Here is a 23323-nt window from a genome sequence, read left to right on the forward strand (position 1 = left end):
CGGAAGGCAGGACGCATGCTCGTACTTCTGGGCGTCCTCGTGGTCGTGGCCGGATTCGCCACGAGGCGCAACCCCTTGCTGGTGGTGGGTGTTGCGGGCATCACCACCGGACTGCTCGGCGGCCTGTCGCCCCGGGAGGTGCTCGCCGCCTTCGGCACCGGGTTCGCCTCCAGCCGTTCGGTGACGATCTTCGCCATCACCCTCCCCGTCATCGGCCTCCTGGAACGGCACGGACTCCAGGAACAGGCACGGCACTTGATAGCACGGTTCGCCGGCCTCACCGTCGGCCGCTTCCTCGCCCTCTACCTCCTCCTGCGCCAGCTCACCGCAGCCCTCGGACTCAACAGCGTCTTCGGTCAGGCCCAGACGGTACGCCCGCTCGCCGCGCCGATGGCCGAAGGCGCGGCCGAACGCAGCCACGGCCAACTCCCCGACATGGTGCGGGAGAAGGTGCGCTCCTACGCGGCGAGCGCCGACAACGTCGGGCTCTTCTTCGGCGAGGACGTCTTCCTCGCCGTCGGCTCGATCCTGCTCATCACCGGCTTCGTCAACACCACGTACCACACGCACCTGGAACCGCTGGACCTCGCGCTGTGGGCCGTCCCGACCGCGCTGTGCGCCCTGCTGGTGCACGGCTGGCGGCTGTTGCGCCTGGACCGCACGCTGGAGCACGCGCGCGTGGCGGGGGCGGTCGCGAAGGAGGCGGGCAAGTGATCAAGGCCGAGTGGTTCTTCTGGCTCGTCGGCGGCGTCCTCCTGGCCATGGCCGCCCAGATGCTCGCCGACCGCACCAACCCCAAGCGCTACGGCACGGCCGCCTTCTGGGGCCTGCTCGGCGCGGGCTTCGTCTACAGCACGTGGGTGGCGGACAAGACGGCCCCCGCCGAGCCGCTCGGTGCCGCCGTCCTCGTCATGATCTGCCTCGCCGGCTTCGGCTTCACCGGCCGCGGCACGCCCCGTACGGCCACGCCCGCACAGCGGGCCGCCGACGCGACGCGCTTCGGCAACCGCCTCTTCGTGCCCGCACTCACCATCCCCGCCGTCGCCCTGATCTGCGCGGTGGGCGTGAAGCGGCTGCACGCCGGCGGCGAACCGGTGCTGGAGAAAGGCAGCGAGACCATCCTGGGCCTGGGCATCGGCGCCGTCGTCGCCCTCGCCGTCGCCATGGTGATGCTGCGCGAGAAGCGGATCGCGGTCCCGGTGCACGAGGGCCGTTCCATCCTGGAGAAGGCCGGCTGGGTCCTGCTGCTGCCGCAGCTGCTCGCCACGCTCGGCGCCATCTTCTCCGTCGCCGGGGTCGGCGACCAGGTCCGCCGGATCACCACCGCGGTACTGCCCGACGGCTCGGTCTTCCTGGCGGTCGTCGTCTACTGCGTGGGCATGTTCCTCTTCACCGTCGTCATGGGAAACGGCTTCGCGGCCTTCCCCGTGATGACCGCCGCGGTCGGCTGGCCGGTTCTCGTCCAGCAGGCCCACGGCAGCGCACCCGGGGTCATGGCCGTCGGCATGCTGGCCGGCTTCTGCGGCACGCTCGTGACGCCGATGGCCGCCAACTACAACATGGTTCCGGCCGCGCTGCTGGAGCTCACGGACCAGTACGGGCCCATCAAGGCACAACTGCCGACGGCGTTTGTCCTGCTTGCTTGCAATATCGGCATCATGTCCGTCTTTGCCGTCTGACCGCCGATCCGACGGTGCCGTTTCGTCCGTTGTCAGGGTGACCGCCTACGCTGTGCGACGTGACTTCTCCAGCCCCGGCGGCCGTTCCGCCCCAGCTCAACGGGCCCCCACGCCCTGCCCCGGGCCCGGCCGCCGACGAGGGCCTGGCCCGCAGGCTGCGCGCGCTCGCGTGCACGGCGCCGCTGCACGACCTGGACGCACGCAAGGCCAACCTCGTGGGCGAGTACGGCGTCTACGCCATGGCGGAGGTGGCCCTGGCCGCCATCGACCTCGTCACGCTCAACATGGACTTCGACACCGGCGCCGACCACGAGCAGATAGTGGCCCGCCTGCTGCCGCGCGTCGCGGCCCAGGCCCCCGAGCGCCCGCACGCCGAGCACGAGCGCGTGAGCCGCTGGGTCCTGGAGAACCTCATCAACGTCGGCAGCGTCGACCGTGGCTTCCGCGCCGTCTACGGCACCTTCGGCGCGGACGGCGTCTACGTCCGCCGGGACTACGACTTCAAGCTCGTCGAGGAGGTCCCGGGCCCCGGCGGCACGGTCTTCCTGCGCACCACCGACGAGGCCGTCAACGTCCTCGTCGGCGCCCTCGACACGGACGTCACCAGCGCGCAGATCGCCGCCGAGGTGAAGCTGGAGGTCCTCATCAGCCGGGGCCGCCTCGCCGACGCCCAGCTCGCCGCCGAGCAGGCCCGCTACCGGACCGTGCAGTACGCGGAGACCCTCCGCAAGACCCTCGACGCCACCCGGCGCAACGTCCGCGCGGTCGACTGGCTGAAGACCGTCCCCGACATGATCGCCGAAGCGCTCGAGCACGTCGCCGACCGCTACCGCCACGAGAACGCGATCCTCACCAACATCCGCAAGGCGCGCGACGAGGCCGAGGAGCCGGAGCACAAGCGCCGCGCCGCCGAGCTCGTCGACATCGTCAAGGACTGCATCCGCCGGCACACCCAGCTGCAGTCCCGGCTGCTGGAGGCCGGGCCGCTGTTCCGCGCCGAGCAGGACCGGCAGGCGTTCGCCACGCCCGCCGCGCAGTCCGGGCTGGACCTGTACGGCCAGCTCGTGGCGCCCGTCCTGCCGCTGCCGGTGGAGCAGGCGACGCGCGTCACCGACGCCTTCTTCGCGCGGGGCACGGGCCTGCGCACCCCGGCCGCGGTGCGCATCACGGACCTGGTGGAGGCGCTGCTGACGCCGCCGCTGGAGCGCGAGCACCTCGGCGCGGAGATGCCCGAGCCGGATCTGATCGCCACCCCGGACGACAGCCGCTTCAGCGAGGAGCAGCTGGCCTCCGCGATGGAGCTGCTCGACCTCCCGGCCGACGCGCCCCGCCGCCTGTCGGGCCTGCTGGCCGAGGCCCGCCGCCGCGACCCCGAACTCCCGTACCTGGTCGCCCTCCTGGCCGTCCACGCCGCGAGCCCCGCGGTCGGCACGGCCTACCGCCAGGGCGAACAGCAGCTGCTGTTCGCCGTCGACGACGGCACGCAGCTGGACGATCCGGAATTCGGCGGCGCCGACCTCATCGTCGGCAAGGCGCTGCTGGACGCGGCGGGCATGGCGGCGGACAGAAAGGACGCGGTATGAGGCCCCCCGGAACCCCCGCCGCCGGACGGGCAGTCGCCGCCGTGCCCGGCCAGCGCCAAACCCCCGCCGCAGCGGCGGGCAACCACGACGATCCGGCCCGGCGGTGCCGGACCGGCCGCGCGGTGGCGGACGTCCGACGGGCAGTCGCTGCTGTGCACGGTCGGCACCAAACCCCTGCCGCAGCGGTGAGCAACTGCGATGACGCGGTTCGGTGGTGCCGAGCCGACCGCGGGCCGGCAGGCCCCCGACGGGCAGTCGCCGCCGTGCCCGGCCAGCGCCAAACCCCCGCCGCAGCGGCGGGCAACCACGACGATCCGGCCCGGCGGTGCCGAACCCACCGTCGCCCATGGAACACCCGGCAGGAGCAGCAACCGTGACTGAGTACGAGGACATCGACGCCCCGGCGCAGCCGGACGCCGAGCCGGAGCGTGTGGGCACCCCGAACGTCACCCCCGCCGACGCGGCCGACGCCGCACGCCTGGTGGCCTACGGGCTGCAGCCCAAGCTGCAGCCCGCCCGCGACGCGGAGTACGCCGAACTCCTCCGCCGCCACCGCGAGGACCCCGCTTTCGCCCGCCTCGCCGACGCCGTGGCCGCAGGCCTCGGGCTCGTCGTGCTCGAGGTCTCCACCCGTGCCGGCATGGCCGTCACCGCCGCCGAGGACTCCGTCTTCGCCGTCCGCATGGGCGACTACGCGCGCCGCGCCACCGTCGACTCCGGCGACCGCTTCCTGCACGGCCTGGCCCATCTCGCCGTGGCCGCCATGTCCTTCCCCCGCCCCGAGGACCTCGCCGACGACGGCTACATCGGCCGCGTCACCGTCAACGGCGTGGACGCCTTCGTCCGCCAGGCCTGCCGCCGCCTGGAGGAGCGCGCCGCCGAGCAGGGCGAGAACACCGACCCCAGCACCGACGCCCCGGGACTGGAGGCCGCCTGGCGGGTCTACGCGCGGCGCAGCGCGACCGGTGCCACCAAGGACGCCCGCCGCCTGGCCGGTTCCACCACCGGCATCATCGCCAAGGCCGTCACCTTCCTCGTCGACTCCGGCTTCCTCCAGCGCACCGGCGACGAGTCCGGCGGCACCTACCGCACCACCGCCCGCTACCAGCTCCAGGTGCGCGACATAGCGGGCAGCGCGGCCATGGCCGAACTGCTGGAGCTGGGCATCGTGCCCGTTGCCGACGGCGGCGCCACGCTCCTGCCGCCGGACGAGGCCGACGCCCTCGACCTGGTGGCCGACGCCGGCCTGCCCTTCCACTCCGCCTGACCCCGTCCCCGCATCCGACCCCGCATCCAACGAGAGTCCGCCGCCATGTACGAGCTGTCCCGGGTCCGCCTCTACTCCATCGGGCCCGCCGGTGCGCGCTACGCCGACACCGTGCTGGACCTGCGCGGGGTCGGGGCCCCGGTGCCGAACCCCGCGCCCGCGCAGGCGGAGTTCTTCGCGGAGGAGCCCGTCGGCCCGCCGCGCCGCCCGGCGCCCGCGGGCGTGCTCTTCCTGGAGAACGGCGGCGGCAAGTCCGTCCTGCTCAAGCTGATCTTCTCGGTGATGCTCCCGGGCCACCGCAACACCCTCGGTGGCGCCAGCTCCGGCGTGCTGCGCAAGTTCCTGCTCGCCGACGACTGCGGCCACGTCGCCCTGGAGTGGCAGCACGTCCTCACCGGCGAGAGCATCGTCGTCGGCAAGGTCAGCGAGTGGCGCGGCCGCCAGGTCTCCAACGACCCGCGCAAGTTCGCCGAGGCCTGGTACTCCTTCCGCCCCGGCCCCGGGCTCAGCCTCGACGCGCTGCCCGTCTCAGCGGTTGTGCCGATGGCCTCCGCCATGCGCCCGCGCGCCGACGGCGCCTCCGGCGCCCGGGGACGCCGCCGCACGATGAAGGGCTTCCGCGACGCCCTCACCGAGGCCGGCAAGGCCTACCCGCACCTGGACGTGGTGTGGGAGGAGATCCACGAGCGCTGGAACGAGCACCTCGGCGAGCTCGGCCTGGACCCCGAACTCTTCCGCTACCAGCGGGAGATGAACGCCGACGAGGGCGAGGCCGCCGGCCTCTTCGCCGTCAAGAACGACTCCGACTTCACCGACCTGCTGCTGCGCGCCGTCACCGACACCCGTGACACCGACGGCCTCGCCGACCTCGTGCACGGCTTCGCGCACAAGCTCGGCCGCCGGGCCGAGCTCACCGCCGAGCGGGACTTCACGGCCGGTTCGCTGGACATGCTCGCGCGCATCGCCGAGGCCGGCGCCCGGCGCGACCAGGCGCGCGGCGTGCACGCCGGGGCCGAGCGCCGCACCCGCACCCTCGCCCGCCGTCTCTCCGCGCGCGGGGGACAGGAGCGCGGCCGTGCCGCCGAGCTGGCCGAGCAGGTCGCCGCGGCCGGGCACGCCGTCACCGACGCCGAGGAGGCGCGCGGTCGCAGTGCGCTGATTGCCTCCGAACTCGCCTACCGGCACGCCTCGTTGGCCCTGGCCGCGGCCGAGAAGGCCGCCGCCTCGCAGCGCCGCGAGCTCAACGACGCCCGTACCCTGCACTCTGCCTGGCAGGCTGCCGAAACGGTGCTGCGCCACCGTGCCGCCGCCGACCGCTCGGCCCGTGTGGCCGCCGCCATCCACGAGGCGGAGAAGGACGCCGCCCCCGCCCTCGCCGCCCGTTCCCGCGCCGCCGCGGACCTCGTGCGCGCCCTCAACGCCGCCGCCGAGCAGGGCGAAGTGCTCGCCAACGAGCAGGAGGAACGGTCCGCCGCCCTCCAGCAGGCCGGCGAGGCCGCCCACCGGGACGCCACCGCGGCCGCCACCGACGCCCAGCGCGCCCGCAGCGAGTCCGGCCACCTGCGCCAGCGCCTCGCCGAGGTCGAGCAGGAGACGGAGGAGGCGGTGCGCGCCGGCTGGATCGACGCCTCGGGCCCCGACGCCGACCCCGCCCGCGCCGCGCTCGCCGCGAGCGACGCCGAGAAGCCGGCCGTCGCCGCGTACGAGGCCGCCCGCGAGGCGGCACGCGAGGCCACCGAGCGCGCGAAGGAGGCGGCCGGCGCCGAGAGCCGCGCCGAACTGGCCGCGGCACGTGCCGCGGACGCGGCCACGGCCGCCGAATCGGCGTACGAGGCGGAGCGCCGCGCGGCGGAGTCCCTCGGATCGGAACAGCGCCTGGCCGACCTGCTCGGCCTGCCCCAGCCGGCGGCCTCCGGCCAGGTGCCGGGCCAGCGCACCGCCGACGACGACGGGACGCCGACGACTCCGCGCCCCGGCGCCCTGACGGCCGAGGAACTGGACCGCAGTGCCGACGCCGTCCACGCCCTCCTCGAAGAGAACGTGGCCTCCGCCGAGCGGCAGCTGTTCGACCTGCGCACGGCCGCCGCCGACGACTCCCGGATCCTCGGCGCGCTCGGTGACGGCGGCCTGCTGCCGCCCGGCCCCGACGTGCTGGCGACCGTCGAGTTCCTCGGCGAGCACGGCATCCCCGCGCTGCCCGGCTGGCGTTACCTCGCCCAGGCCGTCGACCCGGCGGACCACGCCGCGGTGCTGGCCGCCCGCCCCGAGCTCGTCGACGGTGTGGTCATCACCGACGCCGACTCCCACGCCCGGGCCCGCGAAGTCCTCGCCGAGGCCTCGCTGTTGCCCCGCTCCACGGTGGCCGTCGGCACGGCCGCCGCCCTGCTGGCCCCCGCGCCGGAGCCGTCCGCACAGGAGGCGGGCGTCTTTCTGGTCCCGCCGAACCCGGCCATGCACGACGAGCGCGCCGCGGACGAGGAGCGGCACGCGCTGCGCGCCCGCGCCGCCGCCCGCGACGAGGAGATCCGCACGGTCGCGGCCCGGCTGGCCGGCGACCGCACGCTCGCGGCCCGGCTCGCCTCGTGGCGTGCCGGCTGCCCGGCCGGCCGCCTCGCCGAACTGGCCGCGGAGGCCGGGCGGGTCCGTACGGCCGCGGACGCCGCACAGCAGGAGCTGGCGGCGCTGCGCGAGGCCCGGGCCGAGGCCGAGGAGACCGCCGCCGAGGCGGTCGTCGTCCGCGACGAGCGGCAGGAGACCGCCCAGCGCGCCCGCCGGGTCGCCGACGCGCTCGCCGGTCTCGCCTACCGGCTGCGCGAACGCGCCTCCTGGCAGGCCACGTTGCGCGACCTGGGCGAGGAGGCCGCCGAGGCGGAGGAGCGCGCGGAGGAGTGCGTCGACCGCGCCCGCGCCGCCGACGAGGAGCGCCGCGCCGCCCAGCGCGCCGCCGACGACGCCCGCCGCACCGCCCGCGCGCTGCGCGCCGAGCGCGCCGAGATCGCCGGTGCCCCCGACGACATCGCGGAGGACGAACAGGCCCCGGCCGGCTCGCTGCCCGCGCTGCGCGAGGCCTACCGTGCCGCGTCCCAGGTGTACGAGAAGGTCGGCGTCGGCGCCGACCTGCGCGCCGAACAGGCCCGCGCCGAGAGCGACGAGAGCGCCGCCCGCGCCGAACTCGACCGCCTCACCAACAAGGTGCGCACCCGCGCCGCCCAGCTCCTGGAGGGCACCGACGGCGCCGACGGCCCGTCCCGCCAGGCCGCCGCAGCCCGCGCCGAGGAGCTCGTGCAGCTGCTGGAGGGCCGCGCGTCCGCGGCCAGCGAGCAGCTCGGCCGGCTGCGCGGCGAGGCCGAGCGCCTCGCGCCGGAGGACGGCGAGGCGCACACCGAGCTCCCCGAGGACCGGGTGCCCGCCGACGCGGCCCAGGCCAAGGAGCTGCTCCGCACCGCCACCGGCGAACTCGCCGCCCGCACCGACGCGTTGGAGAGCGCCCGCACCGCGCACGCGGGCCTGCTGCGCGCCCACCGGGCCGCCGAGGACGCGGCCGGCGGCTTCGACGACACCGCCGCCCTCCTGCGCGACCTGCTGCGCGACACCACCGGGGACGAGGACGCCGACGAACCCGAGCCGTACTCCGGCACGTTGGAGGAGGCCCGGCAGGCCGCGGCCGAGGCGCGGCGCTCCCTGCGCGGCTGCGCGGGCGACCTCTCGGCCGCGGAGTCCGCGGTCCGCGAGGCGAGCGACGTGCTCGTCCGGCACGCCAACTCCACGCGCTACGAGCAGGTGCGCACCCCCGCCCGCCAGCAGATCCGCGAACTGCCCGCCGCCGCCCTGCCGGAGCATGCAGCCGCCTGGGCCGAGGCGTTCGCGCCCCGGCTGCGGGTGCTGACGGACGAGCTGGAGCAGCTGGAGCGCAACCGCGACAGCATCGTCGACCGGCTGCGCGGCCTGGTGGAGTCCTCGCTGGCCACGCTGCGCTCGGCCCAGCGGCTGTCCCGGCTGCCGGAGGGCCTGGGGGAGTGGTCGGGACAGGAGTTCCTGCGCATCCGCTTCGACGACCCCGACCAGTCCACGCTCACCGAGCGCCTGGGCGAGGTCATCGACGAGGCCACCCGGTCCGCCGTCAAGAAGAACTCCGACCTGCGCCGCGACGGCATGTCGCTGCTGCTGCGCGGCGTGCGCGCGGCGCTGCTGCCGCGCGGTGTCGCGGTGGAGATCCTCAAGCCGGACGCGGTGCTGCGCGCCGAGCGGGTGCCGGTGGGCCAGATGGGAGACGTCTTCTCCGGCGGCCAGCTGCTGACCGCGGCCATCGCGCTGTACTGCACGATGGCGGCGCTGCGCAGCAACGACCGCGGCCGCGACAAGCAGCGGCACGCGGGCACGCTGTTCCTGGACAACCCCATCGGCCGCGCCAACGCCACCTATCTGCTGGAGCTCCAGCGGGCCGTGGCCGACGCCCTCGGCGTGCAGCTGCTCTACACCACCGGCCTCTTCGACACCACGGCCCTGGCGGAGTTCCCGCTGGTCATCCGGCTGCGCAACGACGCGGACCTGAGGGCGGGCCTGAAGTACATCAGCGTCGAGGAGCACCTGCGACCGGGCCTGCCGCAGCAGGACCCGGACGCGGAGCCGGTGCACGGCGAGATCACGGCGACCCGGATGTTCCGCCGCCCGGCCGGGGACGAGCCGGTGCCGGCCAGCGCCCCGTAAGGGGCGGCGCCCCGTCAGGGGCGCGGGGCTGTTCACGTATGCGGCTCCGCCGCGTGGGCGCGACCAGCCCCCACCGGCCCGCAGCCGACGCACTGTCCCAGGGGTCCGGGGCGCAGCCCCGGGTACCTCGGCTGCGGGCGCGTCGTGGCTTGTCGCGCAGTTCCCCGCGCCCCTGACGGGGCGCCCGGTGCAGGCGCGTCGTGGCTGATCGCGCCCACGCGGCGGAGCCGCATATCAAAAGGGGCCCCGCGCCCCTAAAGGGCGCTGCGCGCCCCCCGTATACCGCGCCCCGCGCGGGCGCTGCTGCTCGGCACGGAGATCACCCCGTGCCGCTGGCGCCACACCTGTCGCGTCACCCACACGTCCAGCACGCCCCACGTCGCCAGCACGGTGCTCACCACCGCGCACAGCAGCGTCGGGAACGCCAGCCACGAGCCGGCCAGCGCGAACAGCACGGTGATCACCGTCAGGACCAGCGTCACGGCGGCGATCAGGGCCGCACGCACCGCGGCCGTACGGATCGGATCCGGCATTCTCGGCCGCCGGGCCGGCTCCTCCACCCACAAGGGCCTGCGGGCCGATGCCGTGCCGGCATGCGCGTCGTGGTTCCGTTGCAAGACCACTCACCTCCCCCGGTCGGAACTCTTCCCCTCTCTTTGTACAAAGAAAAGAGCGGCCAGGAGTGCCCGAAGGTTCCCGTGATGAGGGGAATCCCGGCCCCCTCACACGTCCTTGGTCCGTACTGGCCTTCGGGTCCGCTACCTCGCAGTAGTAGGCTCACGCCGCATTGTTGTCGGAACACCACCCCCGTGCACCGGGGTTGACGTAGGGGAGGCCATGCGCTTTCGCGGGAAGTCCATCCGCCGGAAGATCGTGGCGCTGCTGCTGGTGCCGCTGGTTTCTCTGACCGCGCTGTGGGCCTTCGCCACGGTGATCACCGGTCAGGAGGCCGTCCAGCTGTTCTCCTTCGCCGACGTGATGCGCAAGGCGGGCTTCCCCGCCGAGGACGTGATCCTCGCGCTGGAGAAGGAGCGCCGCCAGACCCTCGTCTACCTGGCCGACCCCCGGCGCCCCGGCGCCCTCACCGATCTCGACGCCCGGCAGCGCGCCACCGACAAGGCCGTCGCGGACTACCGCTCCGGCATCGACCGCGAGGCGCGCGACGCCATGGACTCCGGTACGAAGGATCGTTTCCGCGCCATCGAGACGAGCCTCGACAGCATCGAGGGCCTGCGCCGCAGGGTCGAGGACAGCACCCTCACCCGCTTCGCCGCCTTCCAGGCCTACAACGAACTCGTCGACCCCTACTACGACTTCCTCGGCAGCCTCAGCGTCGTCCAGGAAGCCGACATGGAGCGGCAGGGCCGCGCCCTGGCCGGCCTCATCCGGGCCCGCGAGTCGGTCTCCCGCGAGGACGCCCTGCTCTCCGGTGCGTTCGTCGCGGGCAGCATGGACCGGCAGGACCTGCGCACCTTCTCCGACCGCACCGCCGAGCGCACGATCCTCTACTCCATCAGCCTGCCCGCCCTGCCCACCGCCGACCGCAGAGTCTTCGACGCCTACTGGCAGGGCCCGCACGCCAAGGCGCTGCGCGCCGCCGAGGACGCCGTGATCCTCGCCGGTCCCGGCCGCACCGACCAGGCCGTCGGGCAGCGGCAGTGGCAGGCCGCCGTCACCCCCGTCCTGGACGACCTCGGCACCCTCGGCAAGCAGGCCAGCGACCGCTACTCGGCCCGCGTCCACCCCATCGCCTTCGGCGTCCTCGTCAAGGCCGCCGTCGCCGGGGTCCTGGGCCTCGCCGCCCTCGTCTGCTCGCTCGTCATCTCCATCCGCATCGGCCGCGGCCTCGTGCGGGACCTGCGCCGGCTGCGCAAGGAGGCCCACGAGGTCTCCGGCGTGCGGCTGCCCAGCGTGATGCGCCGCCTGGCCGCGGGCGAGACCGTCGACGTCGAGACCGAGGCCCCGCGCCTGGAGTACGGCTCCGACGAACTCGGCCAGGTCGGCCAGGCCCTGAACACCCTGCAGCGCGCCGCCGTCGAAGCCGCCGTCAAACAGGCCGACATGCGCCGCGGCGTCTCCGACGTCTTCGTCAACCTCGCCCGCCGCAGTCAGGTCCTGCTGCACCGTCAGCTCACGCTCCTCGACACCATGGAACGCCGCACCGAGGACACCGACGAGCTCGCCGACCTCTTCCGCCTCGACCACCTCACCACCCGCATGCGCCGGCACGCCGAGGGCCTGGTCATCCTCTCCGGCGCCGCCCCCGCACGGCAGTGGCGCAAGCCCGTCCAGCTGATGGACGTCGTCCGGGCCGCCGTCGCCGAGGTCGAGGCCTACGAGCGCATCGACGTCCGCCGGCTGCCGCGGCTCGCCGTCGACGGCCCGGCGGTCGGCGATCTCACCCACCTCGTCGCCGAACTCCTGGAGAACGCCACCGTCTTCTCCCCGCCGCACACCGCGGTCCAGGTCCTCGGCGAGCGGGTCTCCAACGGCTTCACCCTGGAGATCCACGACCGCGGCCTGGGCATGACGGCCGACGTCATGCTGGAGGCCAACCTCAGGCTCGCCGAGACCCCCGAGTTCGAGCTCTCCGACACCGACCGCCTGGGCCTGTTCGTCGTCAGCCGGCTCGCCCAGCGCCAGGGCGTCCGGGTCTCCCTGCAGACCTCGCCCTACGGCGGCACCACGGCCGTGGTGTTCATCCCCTCGGCGCTGCTCACCGAGGCCCCGCGCCGCAGCGGTGCGGGAGCGGACGAGGACACCGGAGGACAGCCGCTGCCCGGCCGCCGCCCCCGCCCGCTCCCCGGCCGCCCGGTGCGCGAGCGCCGCGGCGCCCCGGACGGCACCGAACCCGGCCCGCTGGACGCCCTGTTCGAGGACATGCCGGACGTATCCGGCGAGGAGCACCAGCAGGCGCCCGACGGCCCGCTCCCGCTGCCGCGCCGCAGGACCCCCGTCCTGGTCTCCGACCACGGCCGCAGGGTCACCGAACGCACCGCCGGACGGCCGCCGGCCCAGGACCCGGGCACCGGCCCGGACGAGGACCGTACGCCCACCGGGGGCCTGCCCCGGCGCGTGCGCCAGGCCAGCCTCGCCCCGCAGCTGAAGGACGACCCGACTGCGGTGCACACCCGGCCCGCTCCGGACCCGGCCGGTCCGGACGCCGCCCGCGACGCCGACGAGGTACGGGCCCGGATGGCCGCCCTCCAGCGCGGCTGGCAGCGCGGCCGGGAGCAGAACGACGTGGCGAACCCGCCAGGAACGACAGCACCAGGAACGACGATTGAGGGGGACGGTCGATGACCGCACCGAAGGAAGCCCTGCGCAACGACCGGGCCGGCGAGGGCGGCGAGCTCAACTGGCTCCTCGACGACCTCGTCGAGCGCGTCGCCAGCATCCGCAAGGCACTCGTCCTGTCCGGCGACGGACTGGCGACGGGGACCTCCAAGGAGCTCACCCGCGAGGACGGGGAGCACCTGGCCGCCGTCGCCTCCGGATTCCACAGCCTCGCCAAGGGCGTGGGCCGGCACTTCGACGCCGGGGAGGTCCGGCAGACCGTCGTCGAGCTGGAGAAGGCGTTCCTGTTCGTCAGCGCCGCGGGCCACGGCAGCTGTCTGGCGGTGATCGCCGATGCGGACTCCGACATCGGCCAGGTCGCCTACGAGATGACCCTGCTGGTCAAGCGCGTGGGCGCACACCTGGCCACCGCTCCGCGCACCGGCGCCGCCGCCGGCGCGTGACGGCGGGCATGGACCGGGACCCCGAGCAGCCGGCCCGCTGGTTCGACGACGCGGCGGGCCCCGTGGTCCGCCCGTACGCCATGACCCGCGGGCGCACCCGCAGCGCGGCCGAGGACCGGCTCGACCTGATCGCCCTGGTGATCGCCGAGGAGTCCCTGGCGGACCACCCGGGCGGCGCCCACGCCCTGACCGACCAGACGCTGTCCCCGGAACACCTCGACATCGCCGAACTGGCCCGCCGGACGCCGCAGTCCATCGCCGAACTGGCCGCGGACCTGGACCTTCCGGTGGGCGTCGTCCGGGTGCTGGTGGGCGACCTGATCGACGCGGGGCACGTCCGCGTCACCCGTCCCGTGCCCCCGGCGGAGCTGCCCGACGAGGGCATCCTGCGGGATGTCATCGACGGCCTGCGGGCGTTGTGACCACCCGCCGTCCCCCCGGTGCCGGGGCTTGTCCCGGCGCCGGGGGATGCGGAACGATCGGTACCACGGGGGCGAGCGAGGGCGCCGTCCCTGAAATCGGAGGAAAAACCATGGTGTTCGGCCGCACTGACCGCGCCCGCCGGCGGCCCGCCGCCCCGGTGACGACCCTCAAGCTGCTGGTGGCCGGGGGCTTCGGCGTCGGCAAGACCACCCTGGTCGGCTCGGTGAGCGAGATACGCCCGCTGCGCACGGAGGAACTGCTGACCGAGGCGGGCCGGCCGGTGGACGACATCGCCGGGGTGGAGGGCAAGACGACCACCACCGTCGCCATGGACTTCGGCCGCATCACCCTCCGCGAGGACCTGGTGCTCTACCTCTTCGGCACGCCCGGCCAGGACCGCTTCTGGTTCCTGTGGGACGAGCTGGCCCAGGGCGCGCTGGGTGCCGTCGTCCTCGCCGACACCCGCCGCCTGGAGGACTGCTTCGCCGCCGTGGACTACTTCGAGCGCCGCGGCATCCCCTTCACCCTCGCCGTCAACCTCTTCGACGGCGCGGCCCGTTACCCCGAGGAGGCCGTGCGCGATGCACTCGACCTCGACCCGGAGGTACCGGTCGTGCTGTGCGACGCCCGCGAGCGCGAGTCGGCCAAGGAGGTCCTGGTGTCGGTCGTTGAGCACGCCCTCGCCAGCGGCATGGCCCGCCGCGCGGCCGGCTGAGCCATCCGCGCCCCGAAGGGGCGCGGGGAACTGCGCGACCAGCCCCCACCGGCCCGCAGTCGACGCACCACCCCAGGGGTCCGGGGCGCAGCCCCGAGCACTTCGACTGCGGGCGTGCCGTGGCTGATCGCGCCCACGCGGCGGAGCCGCAAATCGAAGCAGCCCCGCGCCCCTCACGGGGCGCCCTCGCACCAGCCAAAGGTCCGCTCCACCGCCTTCCGCCACTGGCGAAACTCCCGCTCGCGCGCCTCCGTCGCCATCCGGGGCCGCCACGCGACGTCCTGCCGCCAGTGCGCCCGCAGTTCGTCCAGGTCCTGCCACACGCCCGTGGCCAGCCCGGCCGCGTAGGCCGCGCCCAGGCACGTCGTCTCGGAGACCACCGGCCGGATCACCGGCACCCCCAGCACGTCCGCCTGGTGCTGCATCAGCAGCCCGTTGACCGTCATCCCGCCGTCCACCTTCAGCGCCGTGATGGGCACCCCGGAGTCCTGCACCATCGCGTCCACGACCTCGCGCGTCTGCCAGCTCGTCGCCTCCAGCACGGCCCGCGCCAGGTGCGCCCGGGTGACGTAGGCCGTCAGCCCGGTGATCACCCCGCGGGCGTCCGGGCGCCAGTACGGCGCGTACAGGCCCGAGAAGGCCGGCACGATGTAGGCGCCGCCGTTGTCGGGCACGCTCGCGGCCAGCGCCTCGATCTCGTCCGCGGACCGGATCAGGCCCAGCCGGTCGCGCAGCCACTGCACCAGGGAACCCGTGACGGCGATCGACCCCTCCAGGCAGTAGACCGGCGCCGCGCCGCCGCCCAGCCGGTAGCCCACCGTCGTCAGCAGTCCGCTCTTGGACGGCACCGGCCGGGAGCCGGTGTTCAGCAGCAGGAAACTGCCGGTGCCGTAGGTGTTCTTGGCCTCGCCCACTCCGAAGCAGGTCTGCCCGAACACCGCCGCCTGCTGGTCGCCCAGCGCGGAGGCCACCGGCACCCCGGCGAGCCGGCCCACGGCCCGGCCGTAGACCTCGGCGGAGGAGCGGATCTCCGGCAGCACCGCCTCGGGGATCCGCATCGCCTCCAGGATCGCGGGGTCCCACTGGAGGGTCTCCAGATCCATCAGCAGCGTGCGCGAGGCGTTGGTGACGTCGGTGACGTGCACCCCGCCGTCCGTGCCGCCCGTCAGGTTCCAGATCAGCCAGGAGTCGACGGTGCCGAAGGCGATCTCGCCGTTCTCCGCCCGCCGCCGCAGCCCCGGCACCCGGTCCAGCAGCCAGGCGGCCTTCGGCCCCGAGAAGTAACTGGCCAGCGGCAGCCCGGTGGTGCGGCGGAACCGGTCCTGCCCCTCGGCGCCGCCCAGTTCACGGCAGAGCGCCGAGGTGCGGGTGTCCTGCCAGACGACGGCGTTGTGCACCGGTTTGCCGCTGGCGCGGTCCCACAGGACCGTCGTCTCGCGCTGGTTGGTGATGCCCAGCGCGCTCAGCTCGTCGGCCCGCAGCCCCGCGGCGGCCAGCGCCCCGGCCACCACGGCCTGGACCTTCGCCCAGATCTCCGCCGCGTCGTGCTCCACCCAGCCGGGCTGCGGCAGGATCTGGCGGTGCTCCCGCCGGTCGACGGCGACCACCGCACCCCGGCTGTCGAAGACGATGCAGCGGCTGGAGGTGGTGCCCTGATCGATCGCGGCGACGTACGGGCCCGTCATGACCCCTCCCGGAGAGCGGCGCGGCAATGGCACCGCGCAGTGTTCTGCGGGCCCGGTGGAGCGTCAAGGCCGGATACGTCAGGAAACGGGGAAGTCGAAGTACGTGTCGGGAAACGGCTCGTTCCGCAGCGTGTAGTGCCACCACTCCTCGGCGAGGTTGACGAAACCCGCCCGCTCCATCGCGGACTTCAGCAGCAGCCGGTTCGCCCGCTGCCGGCCGGTGACACGCGGGTCGAGGGTGTGGGCGAGCGTGTCGAAGCAGTCGTAACCGGTGCCCATGTCGACGGAGTTGTCGGGGAAGCGCTGCGCCTTCGGCGCGTAGCAGGGCACGAGCGGCTCACCGGGCACGTACGGGCGCGTCGGATACGCCGGGCGGCGCACGACCGTCAGGTCCATCGTGCTGCCCCGGCTGTGCCCGGACTTCGCCGCGATGTAACCGTCCTCGAACAGCCGGGACTTGTCCACGCGCGGATAGAACTCGCCCTTCATCCGCACGTCGTCCAGGTCCTTCGCCCATGCCACGAAGTCGTTCACCGCCCGCTGCGGCCGGTAGCAGTCGTAGACCTTGAGCGTGTACCCCGCGGGCCGCAGCCTGCGCTGCACCTGGTGCAGGGCCTCGGCGGCCGGGCGGGTGAGGACGCAACGGGGCCGCAGATAGCCGTCGACGCGATGGCCGGTGAAGTTGTGCACCGTGGCGTAGCGGATCTCCTGGACGATCGTGGGGTCGACGTCGGCGAGTTCGACGAACCCCTCGGGCAGGCGCCCGGCCGGCACGGCCCGCGCCGTGGAGGGCAGGGAGGTGACGGTGAGAAGCGCGGCAAGGGCCGGAACGCATGCCCGGAAAAGGAGAGAAAGAACCGGTATCTTCGGCATGCCTTATGGCTTATCAGGCCCGGGCCGACCGGGGGAAGAGCCCAAATGCCCCCGCAGCCGTACCGGATACGCCGGTTCCGGCGCCCCCTCCTGGCAGACCGTCACCGCCCCGTCCCGCCACCGCGTCGTGAAACGCACCGCCTCGGGCGTCTCCCGGCCCCCGCCCGCCTCCGCGATCAGCACTCCGCCGCCCGTGCGCCCCGGAGCCGGCGGCCACACCTCCAGCTCCACCCGCCCCTCGCCGCCGGAGGCCACCGGAACCACCGAACCCGCCCGCACCAGCACCGGGATGCGCGACAACGGGGCGTCCAGCAGCACCTGCCCCGGTCCCTCGTGCGCCCGCCCCGTCGCCACGTCGTACCACCGCCCGCGCGGCAACCGCACCGCCCGCCGGTCCGCACCCCGCTCCAGCACCGGCGCAACCAGCAGCGCATCGCCCAGCAGGAACGCGTCCTCGCAGTCGCGCAGCGCCCGGTCCTCCGGTGAGCGCCACCACACCGGGCGCACGTACGGCGCCCCCGTGCGGTGCGCCAGGTGCGCAAGCGTCACGAAGTACGGCAGCAGCCGCATCCGTTCCCGCAGCGCCGCCCGCGCGTGCTCCAGCACCTCCGGCCCGAACTCCCACGGCTCCCGGCGCCCGGCCGTCATCGCCGAGTGCGTGCGGAACAGCGGCAGGTACGCGCCCAGTTGGAACCAGCGCAGGTACAGCTCCGGCGACGGCCACCCCGTGAACCCCCCGACGTCCGGCCCCGAGTACGGCACCCCGCACAGCCCCAGCCCCAGCACCAGCGCGAGCGACGCCCGCAGCCCCGGCCAGCCCGTCGCCACGTCGCCCGACCACGTCCCGCCGTAACGCTGCATCCCCGCCCAGCCCGAGCGCGAGAAGAGGAACGGCCGCTCCCGCGGCCGCAGCCGGCACAGCCCCTCGTAGCCCGCCCGCGCCATGGACAGCCCGTACACGTTGTGCGCCTCGCGATGGTCGCCGCCCCGTCCCTCCAGCGCGTGCCGGGCCGAACGCGGCAGGGACGGATCGCCGAACGGCGCGAACGAGACCGGCTCGTTCATGTCGTGCCAGAAACCCGAGAAGCCCTGCGCCAGACGCTCCGCGTAGAGCCCGCCCCACCAGGAGCGCACCTGCGGGTCGGTGAAGTCCGGGAAGACCGACTCGCCCGGCCACACCTCGCCGCGCACCTCCCGCCCCTGCGCGTCCTTCACGAACGCGCCGGACGCCGCCCCCTCGTCGTACACCGCCAGCCCCGGCTCGGCCTTCACCGCCGGGTCCACGATGGACACCAGCCGCACGCCCTGCGCCCGCAGGTCCGCCGCCAGCCCCGGCAGGTCCGGGAACCGCTCGCGGTCCACGGTGAAGACCCGGTGGCCCCGGTAGTGGTCGATGTCCAAGTGCACCGCCGACAATGGCAGATCGCGCTCCCGGTACCCGGCCGCCACCCGCCGCACCTCGCGCTCGCTGCCGAACCCCCAGCGCGCGTGCTGCGGCCCCAGCGCCCACGCCGGCGGCAGCGCGGGCGCGCCCGTCAGCGCCGCCCACCCGTGCAGCACCCGCGCCGGGGTGCCCACCAGCACCCACGAGCGCACCGGGCCCCCGTCCATCCGCACCTCGCAGCGCCCCGGCCGGTCGTGCCCGGAGCCCGCCCCCTCCTCGCCCTCCCACAGCGTGACCCTGCCGTCCCAGGAGTTGTCGTGGAACACCAGATGCGTGCCCGCGTCCGCCACCACCAGCTGCACCGGCATCGTGATGTACAGCGGATCGTCCCCGGGCTCGAAGGCGCCGCCCGGATCGGTGTTCCACAGCCGGTACGAGCCCTCCCGCAGCCGCGGCCCGGCCGCCCGGCCGCCCAGCCCGAAGAACCGCGCGTCCGCCGCCACCTCCGACCGCTGCACCCAGCGCGCCGCACCCGGGGGGTGTCCTGGAGGCCGGCCCGGGCCCTGCGGCGCCTGGTGCGGTGGGCGATGCCCCGCCTCGCGACCCACCGCGCCGGACACCGCAGGACCCGCACCGGCTCCCAGGACACCCCCTGTCCCCCCGGCCACCGGCTCCCACCAGCGCGGCGGCAGATCCCGGCGCAGCACCACCCCGCCCGGCGTGCGCACCTCCACCGCGCCGCGCCGCGAGACCGCCACCAGCACCCGCTCCGACACCACCCGCCAGCCGCCGTCCGTGTCCGGCTCCAGCACCGCCCGCTCGTCCGCCTCCGGACACGCACCGGCCAGCGCGTACGACGGCTCCGGCGCGGCCCCGTCCCAGCCGCAGAACACCGCACCCCCCGCCGCCACCCGCACCCGCAACGACGACCGCGCGAACCGCACCACCCCGCCGCCCGGACCGGGATCGGCGCCCAGCGCCTCGCCGGGCACCCGCGCCCGCTCCCCGCCCGGCCGCGGCAGCGCCGCCGCATCCGCCTGCCGACGCCGCCACGCCGAGCGCAGGGACCGCAGCCCCTGCGCCGAACCGACCGCCCTCACCGTTCGCACCAGGTCACGACCGTCCATGCCGCTCACCCTGCCACCGCCGCCGCCGGGACCGTGCTCCGTTCAACTGCCGTTCACCCCCTCCGGACCCGGTGTCCGACGCGTGCCCGAACGACACCCCTGGTGCCCGAGTCGATCACATGGCATCGTCCTGGACAGCCGCGTCGCGCGCATACCCCGCCCGTGTGCGCGCAGACGCCCACGACGCGTACAGCCGGGAGCAGCCAGATGACCACCGCACCGCAGCAGTCCGCCGACAGACCCGAGCCCCTCTGGCGCCCCGGCGAGGACCGCATCGCCCGTGCCCAGGTCACCCTCTTCCACGCCTGGGCCGCACGCGAGCACGGTGCCCCCGCCCCCGTCCCCGGCGACCCCGTCGCGAGCTACGCGGCCCTGCACCGCTGGTCGGTGGACGAGCTGGAGCGCTTCTGGCAGGCCGTGGCCGAGTGGTGCGACGTGCGCTTCTCCACGCCGTACGAGCGCGTCCTCGCCGACCGCGGCATGCCCGGGGCCGTCTGGTTCCCCGGTGCCACCCTCAACTACGCCGAACACGCCCTGCGCACGGCCGAGGACCCGGCCCGCGCCGACGAGCCCGCCCTCCTGCACGTGGACGAGACCCACGAGCCGCAGGCCGTCACCTGGGCCGAACTCCGCCGCCAGGTCGGCTCCCTGGCCGCCGCCCTGCGCCGCCTCGGCGTCCGCCCCGGCGACCGGGTCAGCGGCTACCTGCCCAATGTCCCGCACGCCGTCGTCGCCCTGCTCGCCACCGCCGCCGTCGGCGGCGTGTGGACCTCCTGCGCACCGGACTTCGGCGCCCGCAGCGTCCTCGACCGCTTCCAGCAGGTCGAGCCCGTCGTCCTGTTCACCGTCGACGGCTACCACTACGGCGGCAAGCGGCACGAGCGCACCGACGTCGTCGCCGAACTGCGCGCCGAACTCCCCACCCTGCGCGCCGTCGTGCACATCCCGCTGCTCGGCACCGCCGCCCCCGAGGGCGCACTGGAGTGGGACGAGATCACCGCCGCGGACACCGAGCCGGTCTTCGAGCGGCTCCCCTTCGACCACCCGCTGTGGGTGCTGTACTCCTCCGGCACCACCGGCCTGCCCAAGGCCATCGTCCAGTCCCAGGGCGGCATTCTGCTCGAACACCTCAAGCAGCTCGCCCTGCACTGCGACCTGGGCCCCGGCGACCGCTTCTTCTGGTACACCTCCACCGGCTGGATGATGTGGAACTTCCTCGTCTCCGGCCTCCTCACCGGCACCACCGTCGTCCTCTACGACGGCAGCCCCGGCCACCCCGACACCGCCGCCCAGTGGCGCATCGCCGAACGCACCGGCACCACCCTCTTCGGCACCTCCGCCGCCTACGTGATGGCCTGCCGCAAGGCGGGGATCCGCCCCGGGCACGACTTCGACCTCTCCCGCGTCGCCTGCGTCGCCACCACCGGCTCGCCGCTGCCGCCCGACGGCTTCCGCTGGATCCACGACGAGGTCTCCCCGGACATGTGGATCGCCTCGGTCAGCGGCGGCACCGACGTGTGCAGCTGCTTCGCCGGCGCGGTGCCGACCCTGCCCGTGTACGTCGGCGAACTCCAGGCCCCCTGCCTGGGCACCGACCTCCAGGCCTGGGACCCGAAGGGCGGGCCCGTCGTCGACGAGGTCGGCGAACTCGTCGTCACCGCCCCGCTGCCCTCCATGCCCGTCCGCTTCTGGAACGACCCCGACGGCAGCCGCTACCGCGACAGCTACTTCGAGATGTTCCCCGGCGTCTGGCGCCACGGCGACTGGATCACCCTCACCTCGCGCGGCACCGTCGTCATCCACGGCCGCTCCGACTCCACCCTCAACCGGCAGGGCGTCCGGATGGGCTCCGCCGACATCTACGAGGCCGTCGAACGCCTCCCCGAGATCCGCGAGTCCCTCGTCATCGGCGTCGAACTGCCCGACGGCGGCTACTGGATGCCCCTCTTCGTCCATCTCGCCCCAGGCGCACAGCTGGACGACGCCCTCCTCGACCGCATCAAGCGCACCATCCGCGAACAGCTCTCCCCGCGCCACGTCCCCGACGAGGTCATCCAGGTGCCCGCCGTCCCGCACACCCTCACCGGCAAGCGCATCGAAGTGCCGGTCAAGCGGCTGCTGCAGGGGACACCGCTGGAGAAAGCGATCAATCCGGGCTCGGTCGACAACGTCGGACTGCTGGACTTCTACGAGCAGTTGGCGCGCGAACGCCGCGGCTGAGCCCTGGGCGCGGCGGCGTTGTCAGTGCCCCCGATTACGGTGAGTGAGCACATATCACTCGCGTCGAGGGGGAGATGACGGACATGGCGCACCAGGGCAAGGACAGGGACCGACGGCTGCTGAGCAGGGAAGTCACCGGCACAGTGGCCGTCCTGGCCGACGAACGCGACTTCGCCACCATGAGGCGGTACAGAAGCTTCCCGATCTTCGGCGACCACGCTGCGTATCTACGGCAGATGGAAAGGCTGCTGCGCACCCGCACCGCCCGGGGCGCGCACACCAGCGTCGCCCTCTTCGACCCCGCCGGGTACGAGGAGTTCTGCGCGGAAGAGCACCTCGACCCCGACACCCCCGCCAGCCGCAACCGCTACACGGCCGAGGTCGCGGCGGCGGGAACCACCGTCGCCTACGAGGGCCAGCCCATCCGCCGCCTGCTGCCCCGCCTCGTCGACGAGACGGCGCAACAGGCCACGTGGGAGTACGCCTCCGACCTCATCGCCCGCTCCGGCGGCTGCACCTCCTGCGGCGAGGACGTCGGCCAAGCCGCGTTCGTCCGGGCCACCCGCGCCCTGCGCCGGATCGTCGAGGCCTTCGGATGGGGCAGACACCACCACCTCGTGTGCACCGTCCCCGGCCCCGGCGGGGTCCCGCTCGTCGGCGTGCTCGATGTCGACGTCGACGCGTGCGGCACCGTTGAACTGGGCGAGGCCGACGCCCTGGTCTTCTGCACCGTCGTGGCGGCCGGCCTGACCGTGGAGCGCTCGGGCGCGATCGTCGTGCGCACCCTCGCCCACGGCGCGGAGACGGTCTGCGGCTGGGGCATGGCGGACGGCACCCTGAGGCCGCTGACCGAGGGCGAGGTCTTCGCCGCCTACTGCACCGACATCGTCACGGGCGAGCCCGTACCGCCCGAGCACGGAGTCGAGTACAGGGAAGCACCGGAGATCGACCTCGAATGACGAGAAGGGGTGCCCCACCGGTGTGGTGGGGCACCCCTTCATCGGTCATGCATCGGCCACGGCCGGCTCACTCGCCGGACAGCACCGCCTGCGCGGCGAGCCGCGCCTCCTCGGCCGAGTCAGTGGCCCGCGCCGCCGCAGCCGCACGCTCGCACTGCGCCAGCGTGTGCTTGGCCAGCGTGGCCCGCACATACGGAATCGACGCGGCGCCCATGGACAGGCTCGTCACGCCCAGACCCGTCAGCACACAGGCCAGCAGCGGGTCCGAAGCGGCCTCGCCGCACACGCCGCAGCTCTTGCCCTCGGCCTTGGCGGCCTCCGCCGACAGCGCGACCAGGTCGAGCAGCGCCGGCTGCCACGGGTCCTGCAGCCGCGACACGGCACCGACCTGACGGTCCGCGGCGAACGTGTACTGCGCAAGGTCATTGGTCCCCAGCGAAAGGAACTCGACCTCCTGCAGGATCGAACGCGCCCGCAGCGCGGCGGACGGAATCTCCACCATCGCACCGAACTTGGCCTGCAGACCGGCCTCCCGGCACGCGTCCGCGAACGCCTTCGCGTCCGTGCGGTCGGCCACCATCGGAGCCATGACCTCGAGGTAGACCGGCAGCCCCTCGGCCGCCTTGGCCAGCGCGGTCAGCTGCGTGCGCAGCACCTCCGGGTGGTCCAGCAGCGTCCGCAGACCCCGCACGCCCAGCGCCGGGTTCGGCTCGTCGGCCGGCGTCAGGAAGTCCAGCGGCTTGTCCGCGCCCGCGTCCAGCACCCGCACGACCACACGGCCCTCGGGGAACGCCTCCAGCACCTTGCGGTACGCCTCGACCTGCTTGGCCTCGGACGGCGCCTGCTTGCTGTCGTCCAGGAAGAGGAACTCGGTACGGAACAGACCGACGCCCTCGGCACCCGCCTCGACCGCCGCCGGCACATCGCCGGGACCGCCGACGTTCGCCAGCAGCGGCACCTT

Annotated in this window: 15 protein-coding genes and 1 pseudogene (1 of these 16 only partly in view); 11 read left to right on the plus strand and 5 right to left on the minus strand. The window is 74.3% G+C overall.

From position 1 onward, the window contains the following. Window positions 1-15 precede the first annotated feature (15 nt). The 5 genes from ACMATS_RS31965 to ACMATS_RS31985 all read left to right on the plus strand — a co-directional run bounded on the left by ACMATS_RS31965 (window position 16) and on the right by ACMATS_RS31985 (window position 9236). Window positions 16-714 (plus strand): DUF969 domain-containing protein, encoded by a 699-nt coding sequence (locus ACMATS_RS31965; RefSeq protein WP_390779244.1) that lies wholly within the window; start codon window positions 16-18, stop codon window positions 712-714. Next, complete coding sequence (locus ACMATS_RS31970) at window positions 711-1679, plus strand: DUF979 domain-containing protein (protein WP_390779245.1); 969 nt, start codon at window positions 711-713, stop codon at window positions 1677-1679. The genes ACMATS_RS31965 and ACMATS_RS31970 overlap by 4 nt, the downstream gene beginning before the upstream one ends. Window positions 1680-1738: 59 nt before the next feature. Further along, complete coding sequence (locus ACMATS_RS31975) at window positions 1739-3262, plus strand: hypothetical protein (protein ID WP_390779246.1); 1524 nt, start codon at window positions 1739-1741, stop codon at window positions 3260-3262. 373 nt (window positions 3263-3635) lie between these two features. Next, window positions 3636-4529: a hypothetical protein gene (locus ACMATS_RS31980; protein ID WP_390779248.1), complete on the plus strand. Its 894-nt coding sequence runs from the start codon at window positions 3636-3638 to the stop codon at window positions 4527-4529. Between the two features lie 45 nt (window positions 4530-4574). Beyond that, window positions 4575-9236, plus strand: coding sequence for a hypothetical protein (locus ACMATS_RS31985; RefSeq protein ID WP_414169852.1), 4662 nt, complete (start codon window positions 4575-4577; stop codon window positions 9234-9236). A gap of 284 nt (window positions 9237-9520) precedes the next feature. On the opposite strand, the pseudogene ACMATS_RS31990 reads toward ACMATS_RS31985, so the two are convergent. After that, window positions 9521-9859: pseudogene (locus ACMATS_RS31990) on the minus strand (hypothetical protein); the annotation flags it as partial. A gap of 214 nt (window positions 9860-10073) precedes the next feature. Between ACMATS_RS31990 and ACMATS_RS31995 the strand changes: the two are divergent. The 4 genes from ACMATS_RS31995 (at window position 10074) to ACMATS_RS32010 (ending at window position 14114) form a co-directional block, all read left to right on the plus strand. Further along, window positions 10074-12539: a nitrate- and nitrite sensing domain-containing protein gene (locus ACMATS_RS31995; protein ID WP_414169853.1), complete on the plus strand. Its 2466-nt coding sequence runs from the start codon at window positions 10074-10076 to the stop codon at window positions 12537-12539. Beyond that, entirely contained in the window at window positions 12536-12976 is a 441-nt protein-coding gene (locus tag ACMATS_RS32000; RefSeq protein ID WP_390779251.1) for a roadblock/LC7 domain-containing protein, read from the plus strand. Before ACMATS_RS31995 ends, ACMATS_RS32000 begins: the two co-directional genes overlap by 4 nt. 8 nt (window positions 12977-12984) lie before the next feature. Beyond that, on the plus strand, window positions 12985-13398 hold the full coding sequence (locus ACMATS_RS32005) for a DUF742 domain-containing protein (protein ID WP_390779252.1): 414 nt from the start codon (window positions 12985-12987) through the stop codon (window positions 13396-13398). Between the two features lie 110 nt (window positions 13399-13508). Then, window positions 13509-14114 carry a GTP-binding protein gene (locus tag ACMATS_RS32010; protein ID WP_414169854.1) on the plus strand — a complete coding sequence of 202 codons (606 nt, stop codon included), beginning with the start codon at window positions 13509-13511 and terminating at the stop codon, window positions 14112-14114. Window positions 14115-14287: 173 nt separating this feature from the next. Here the strand turns inward: ACMATS_RS32010 and glpK are convergent, their stop codons facing one another. From glpK to ACMATS_RS32025, 3 genes are all read right to left on the minus strand, one after another. Then, complete coding sequence (gene glpK, locus ACMATS_RS32015) at window positions 14288-15799, minus strand: glycerol kinase GlpK (RefSeq protein WP_414169855.1); 1512 nt, start codon at window positions 15797-15799, stop codon at window positions 14288-14290. A 78-nt stretch (window positions 15800-15877) separates the two neighbouring features. Then, a complete protein-coding gene (locus ACMATS_RS32020; RefSeq protein WP_390779254.1) occupies window positions 15878-16672 on the minus strand; it encodes a M15 family metallopeptidase in 795 nt (264 codons plus the stop codon). A gap of 3 nt (window positions 16673-16675) precedes the next feature. Further along, a complete protein-coding gene (locus ACMATS_RS32025) occupies window positions 16676-19183 on the minus strand; it encodes a glycoside hydrolase family 31 protein (RefSeq protein ID WP_414169856.1) in 2508 nt (835 codons plus the stop codon). Window positions 19184-19390: 207 nt separating this feature from the next. Between ACMATS_RS32025 and ACMATS_RS32030 the strand changes: the two genes are divergently transcribed. Then, window positions 19391-21403: an acetoacetate--CoA ligase gene (locus ACMATS_RS32030; protein WP_414169857.1), complete on the plus strand. Its 2013-nt coding sequence runs from the start codon at window positions 19391-19393 to the stop codon at window positions 21401-21403. Between the two features lie 74 nt (window positions 21404-21477). Further along, window positions 21478-22362, plus strand: a complete 885-nt coding sequence (locus tag ACMATS_RS32035) for a hypothetical protein (RefSeq protein WP_414169858.1) — start codon at window positions 21478-21480, stop codon at window positions 22360-22362. A gap of 67 nt (window positions 22363-22429) precedes the next feature. On the opposite strand, the gene ptsP is transcribed toward ACMATS_RS32035, so the two are convergent. Next, window positions 22430-23323, minus strand: partial view of a phosphoenolpyruvate--protein phosphotransferase gene (gene ptsP, locus ACMATS_RS32040; RefSeq protein ID WP_390779258.1) — the 3' portion only. It continues 777 nt past the right edge of the window; the window shows 894 of its 1671 coding nt (coding positions 778-1671); the start codon falls outside the window, past its right edge; it ends in the stop codon at window positions 22430-22432.

Source organism: Streptoverticillium reticulum (assembly GCF_047456005.1).
Lineage (GTDB): Bacteria > Actinomycetota > Actinomycetes > Streptomycetales > Streptomycetaceae > Streptomyces > Streptomyces reticulum.

Bases quoted from the DNA above. Each gene is read 5' to 3' on its own strand.
- ACMATS_RS31965 (WP_390779244.1), top strand. From the start codon at position 16: ATGCTCGTACTTCTGGGCGTCCTCGTGGTCGTGGCCGGATTCGCCACG.
- ACMATS_RS31985 (WP_414169852.1), top strand. From the start codon at position 4,575: ATGTACGAGCTGTCCCGGGTCCGCCTCTACTCCATCGGGCCCGCCGGT.
- ACMATS_RS31995 (WP_414169853.1), top strand. From the start codon at position 10,074: ATGCGCTTTCGCGGGAAGTCCATCCGCCGGAAGATCGTGGCGCTGCTG.
- ACMATS_RS32000 (WP_390779251.1), top strand. From the start codon at position 12,536: ATGACCGCACCGAAGGAAGCCCTGCGCAACGACCGGGCCGGCGAGGGC.
- ACMATS_RS32005 (WP_390779252.1), top strand. From the start codon at position 12,985: ATGGACCGGGACCCCGAGCAGCCGGCCCGCTGGTTCGACGACGCGGCG.
- ACMATS_RS32010 (WP_414169854.1), top strand. From the start codon at position 13,509: ATGGTGTTCGGCCGCACTGACCGCGCCCGCCGGCGGCCCGCCGCCCCG.
- glpK (WP_414169855.1), bottom strand. From the start codon at position 15,799: ATGACGGGCCCGTACGTCGCCGCGATCGATCAGGGCACCACCTCCAGC.
- ACMATS_RS32020 (WP_390779254.1), bottom strand. From the start codon at position 16,672: ATGCCGAAGATACCGGTTCTTTCTCTCCTTTTCCGGGCATGCGTTCCG.
- ACMATS_RS32025 (WP_414169856.1), bottom strand. From the start codon at position 19,183: ATGGACGGTCGTGACCTGGTGCGAACGGTGAGGGCGGTCGGTTCGGCG.
- ACMATS_RS32030 (WP_414169857.1), top strand. From the start codon at position 19,391: ATGACCACCGCACCGCAGCAGTCCGCCGACAGACCCGAGCCCCTCTGG.
- ACMATS_RS32035 (WP_414169858.1), top strand. From the start codon at position 21,478: ATGACGGACATGGCGCACCAGGGCAAGGACAGGGACCGACGGCTGCTG.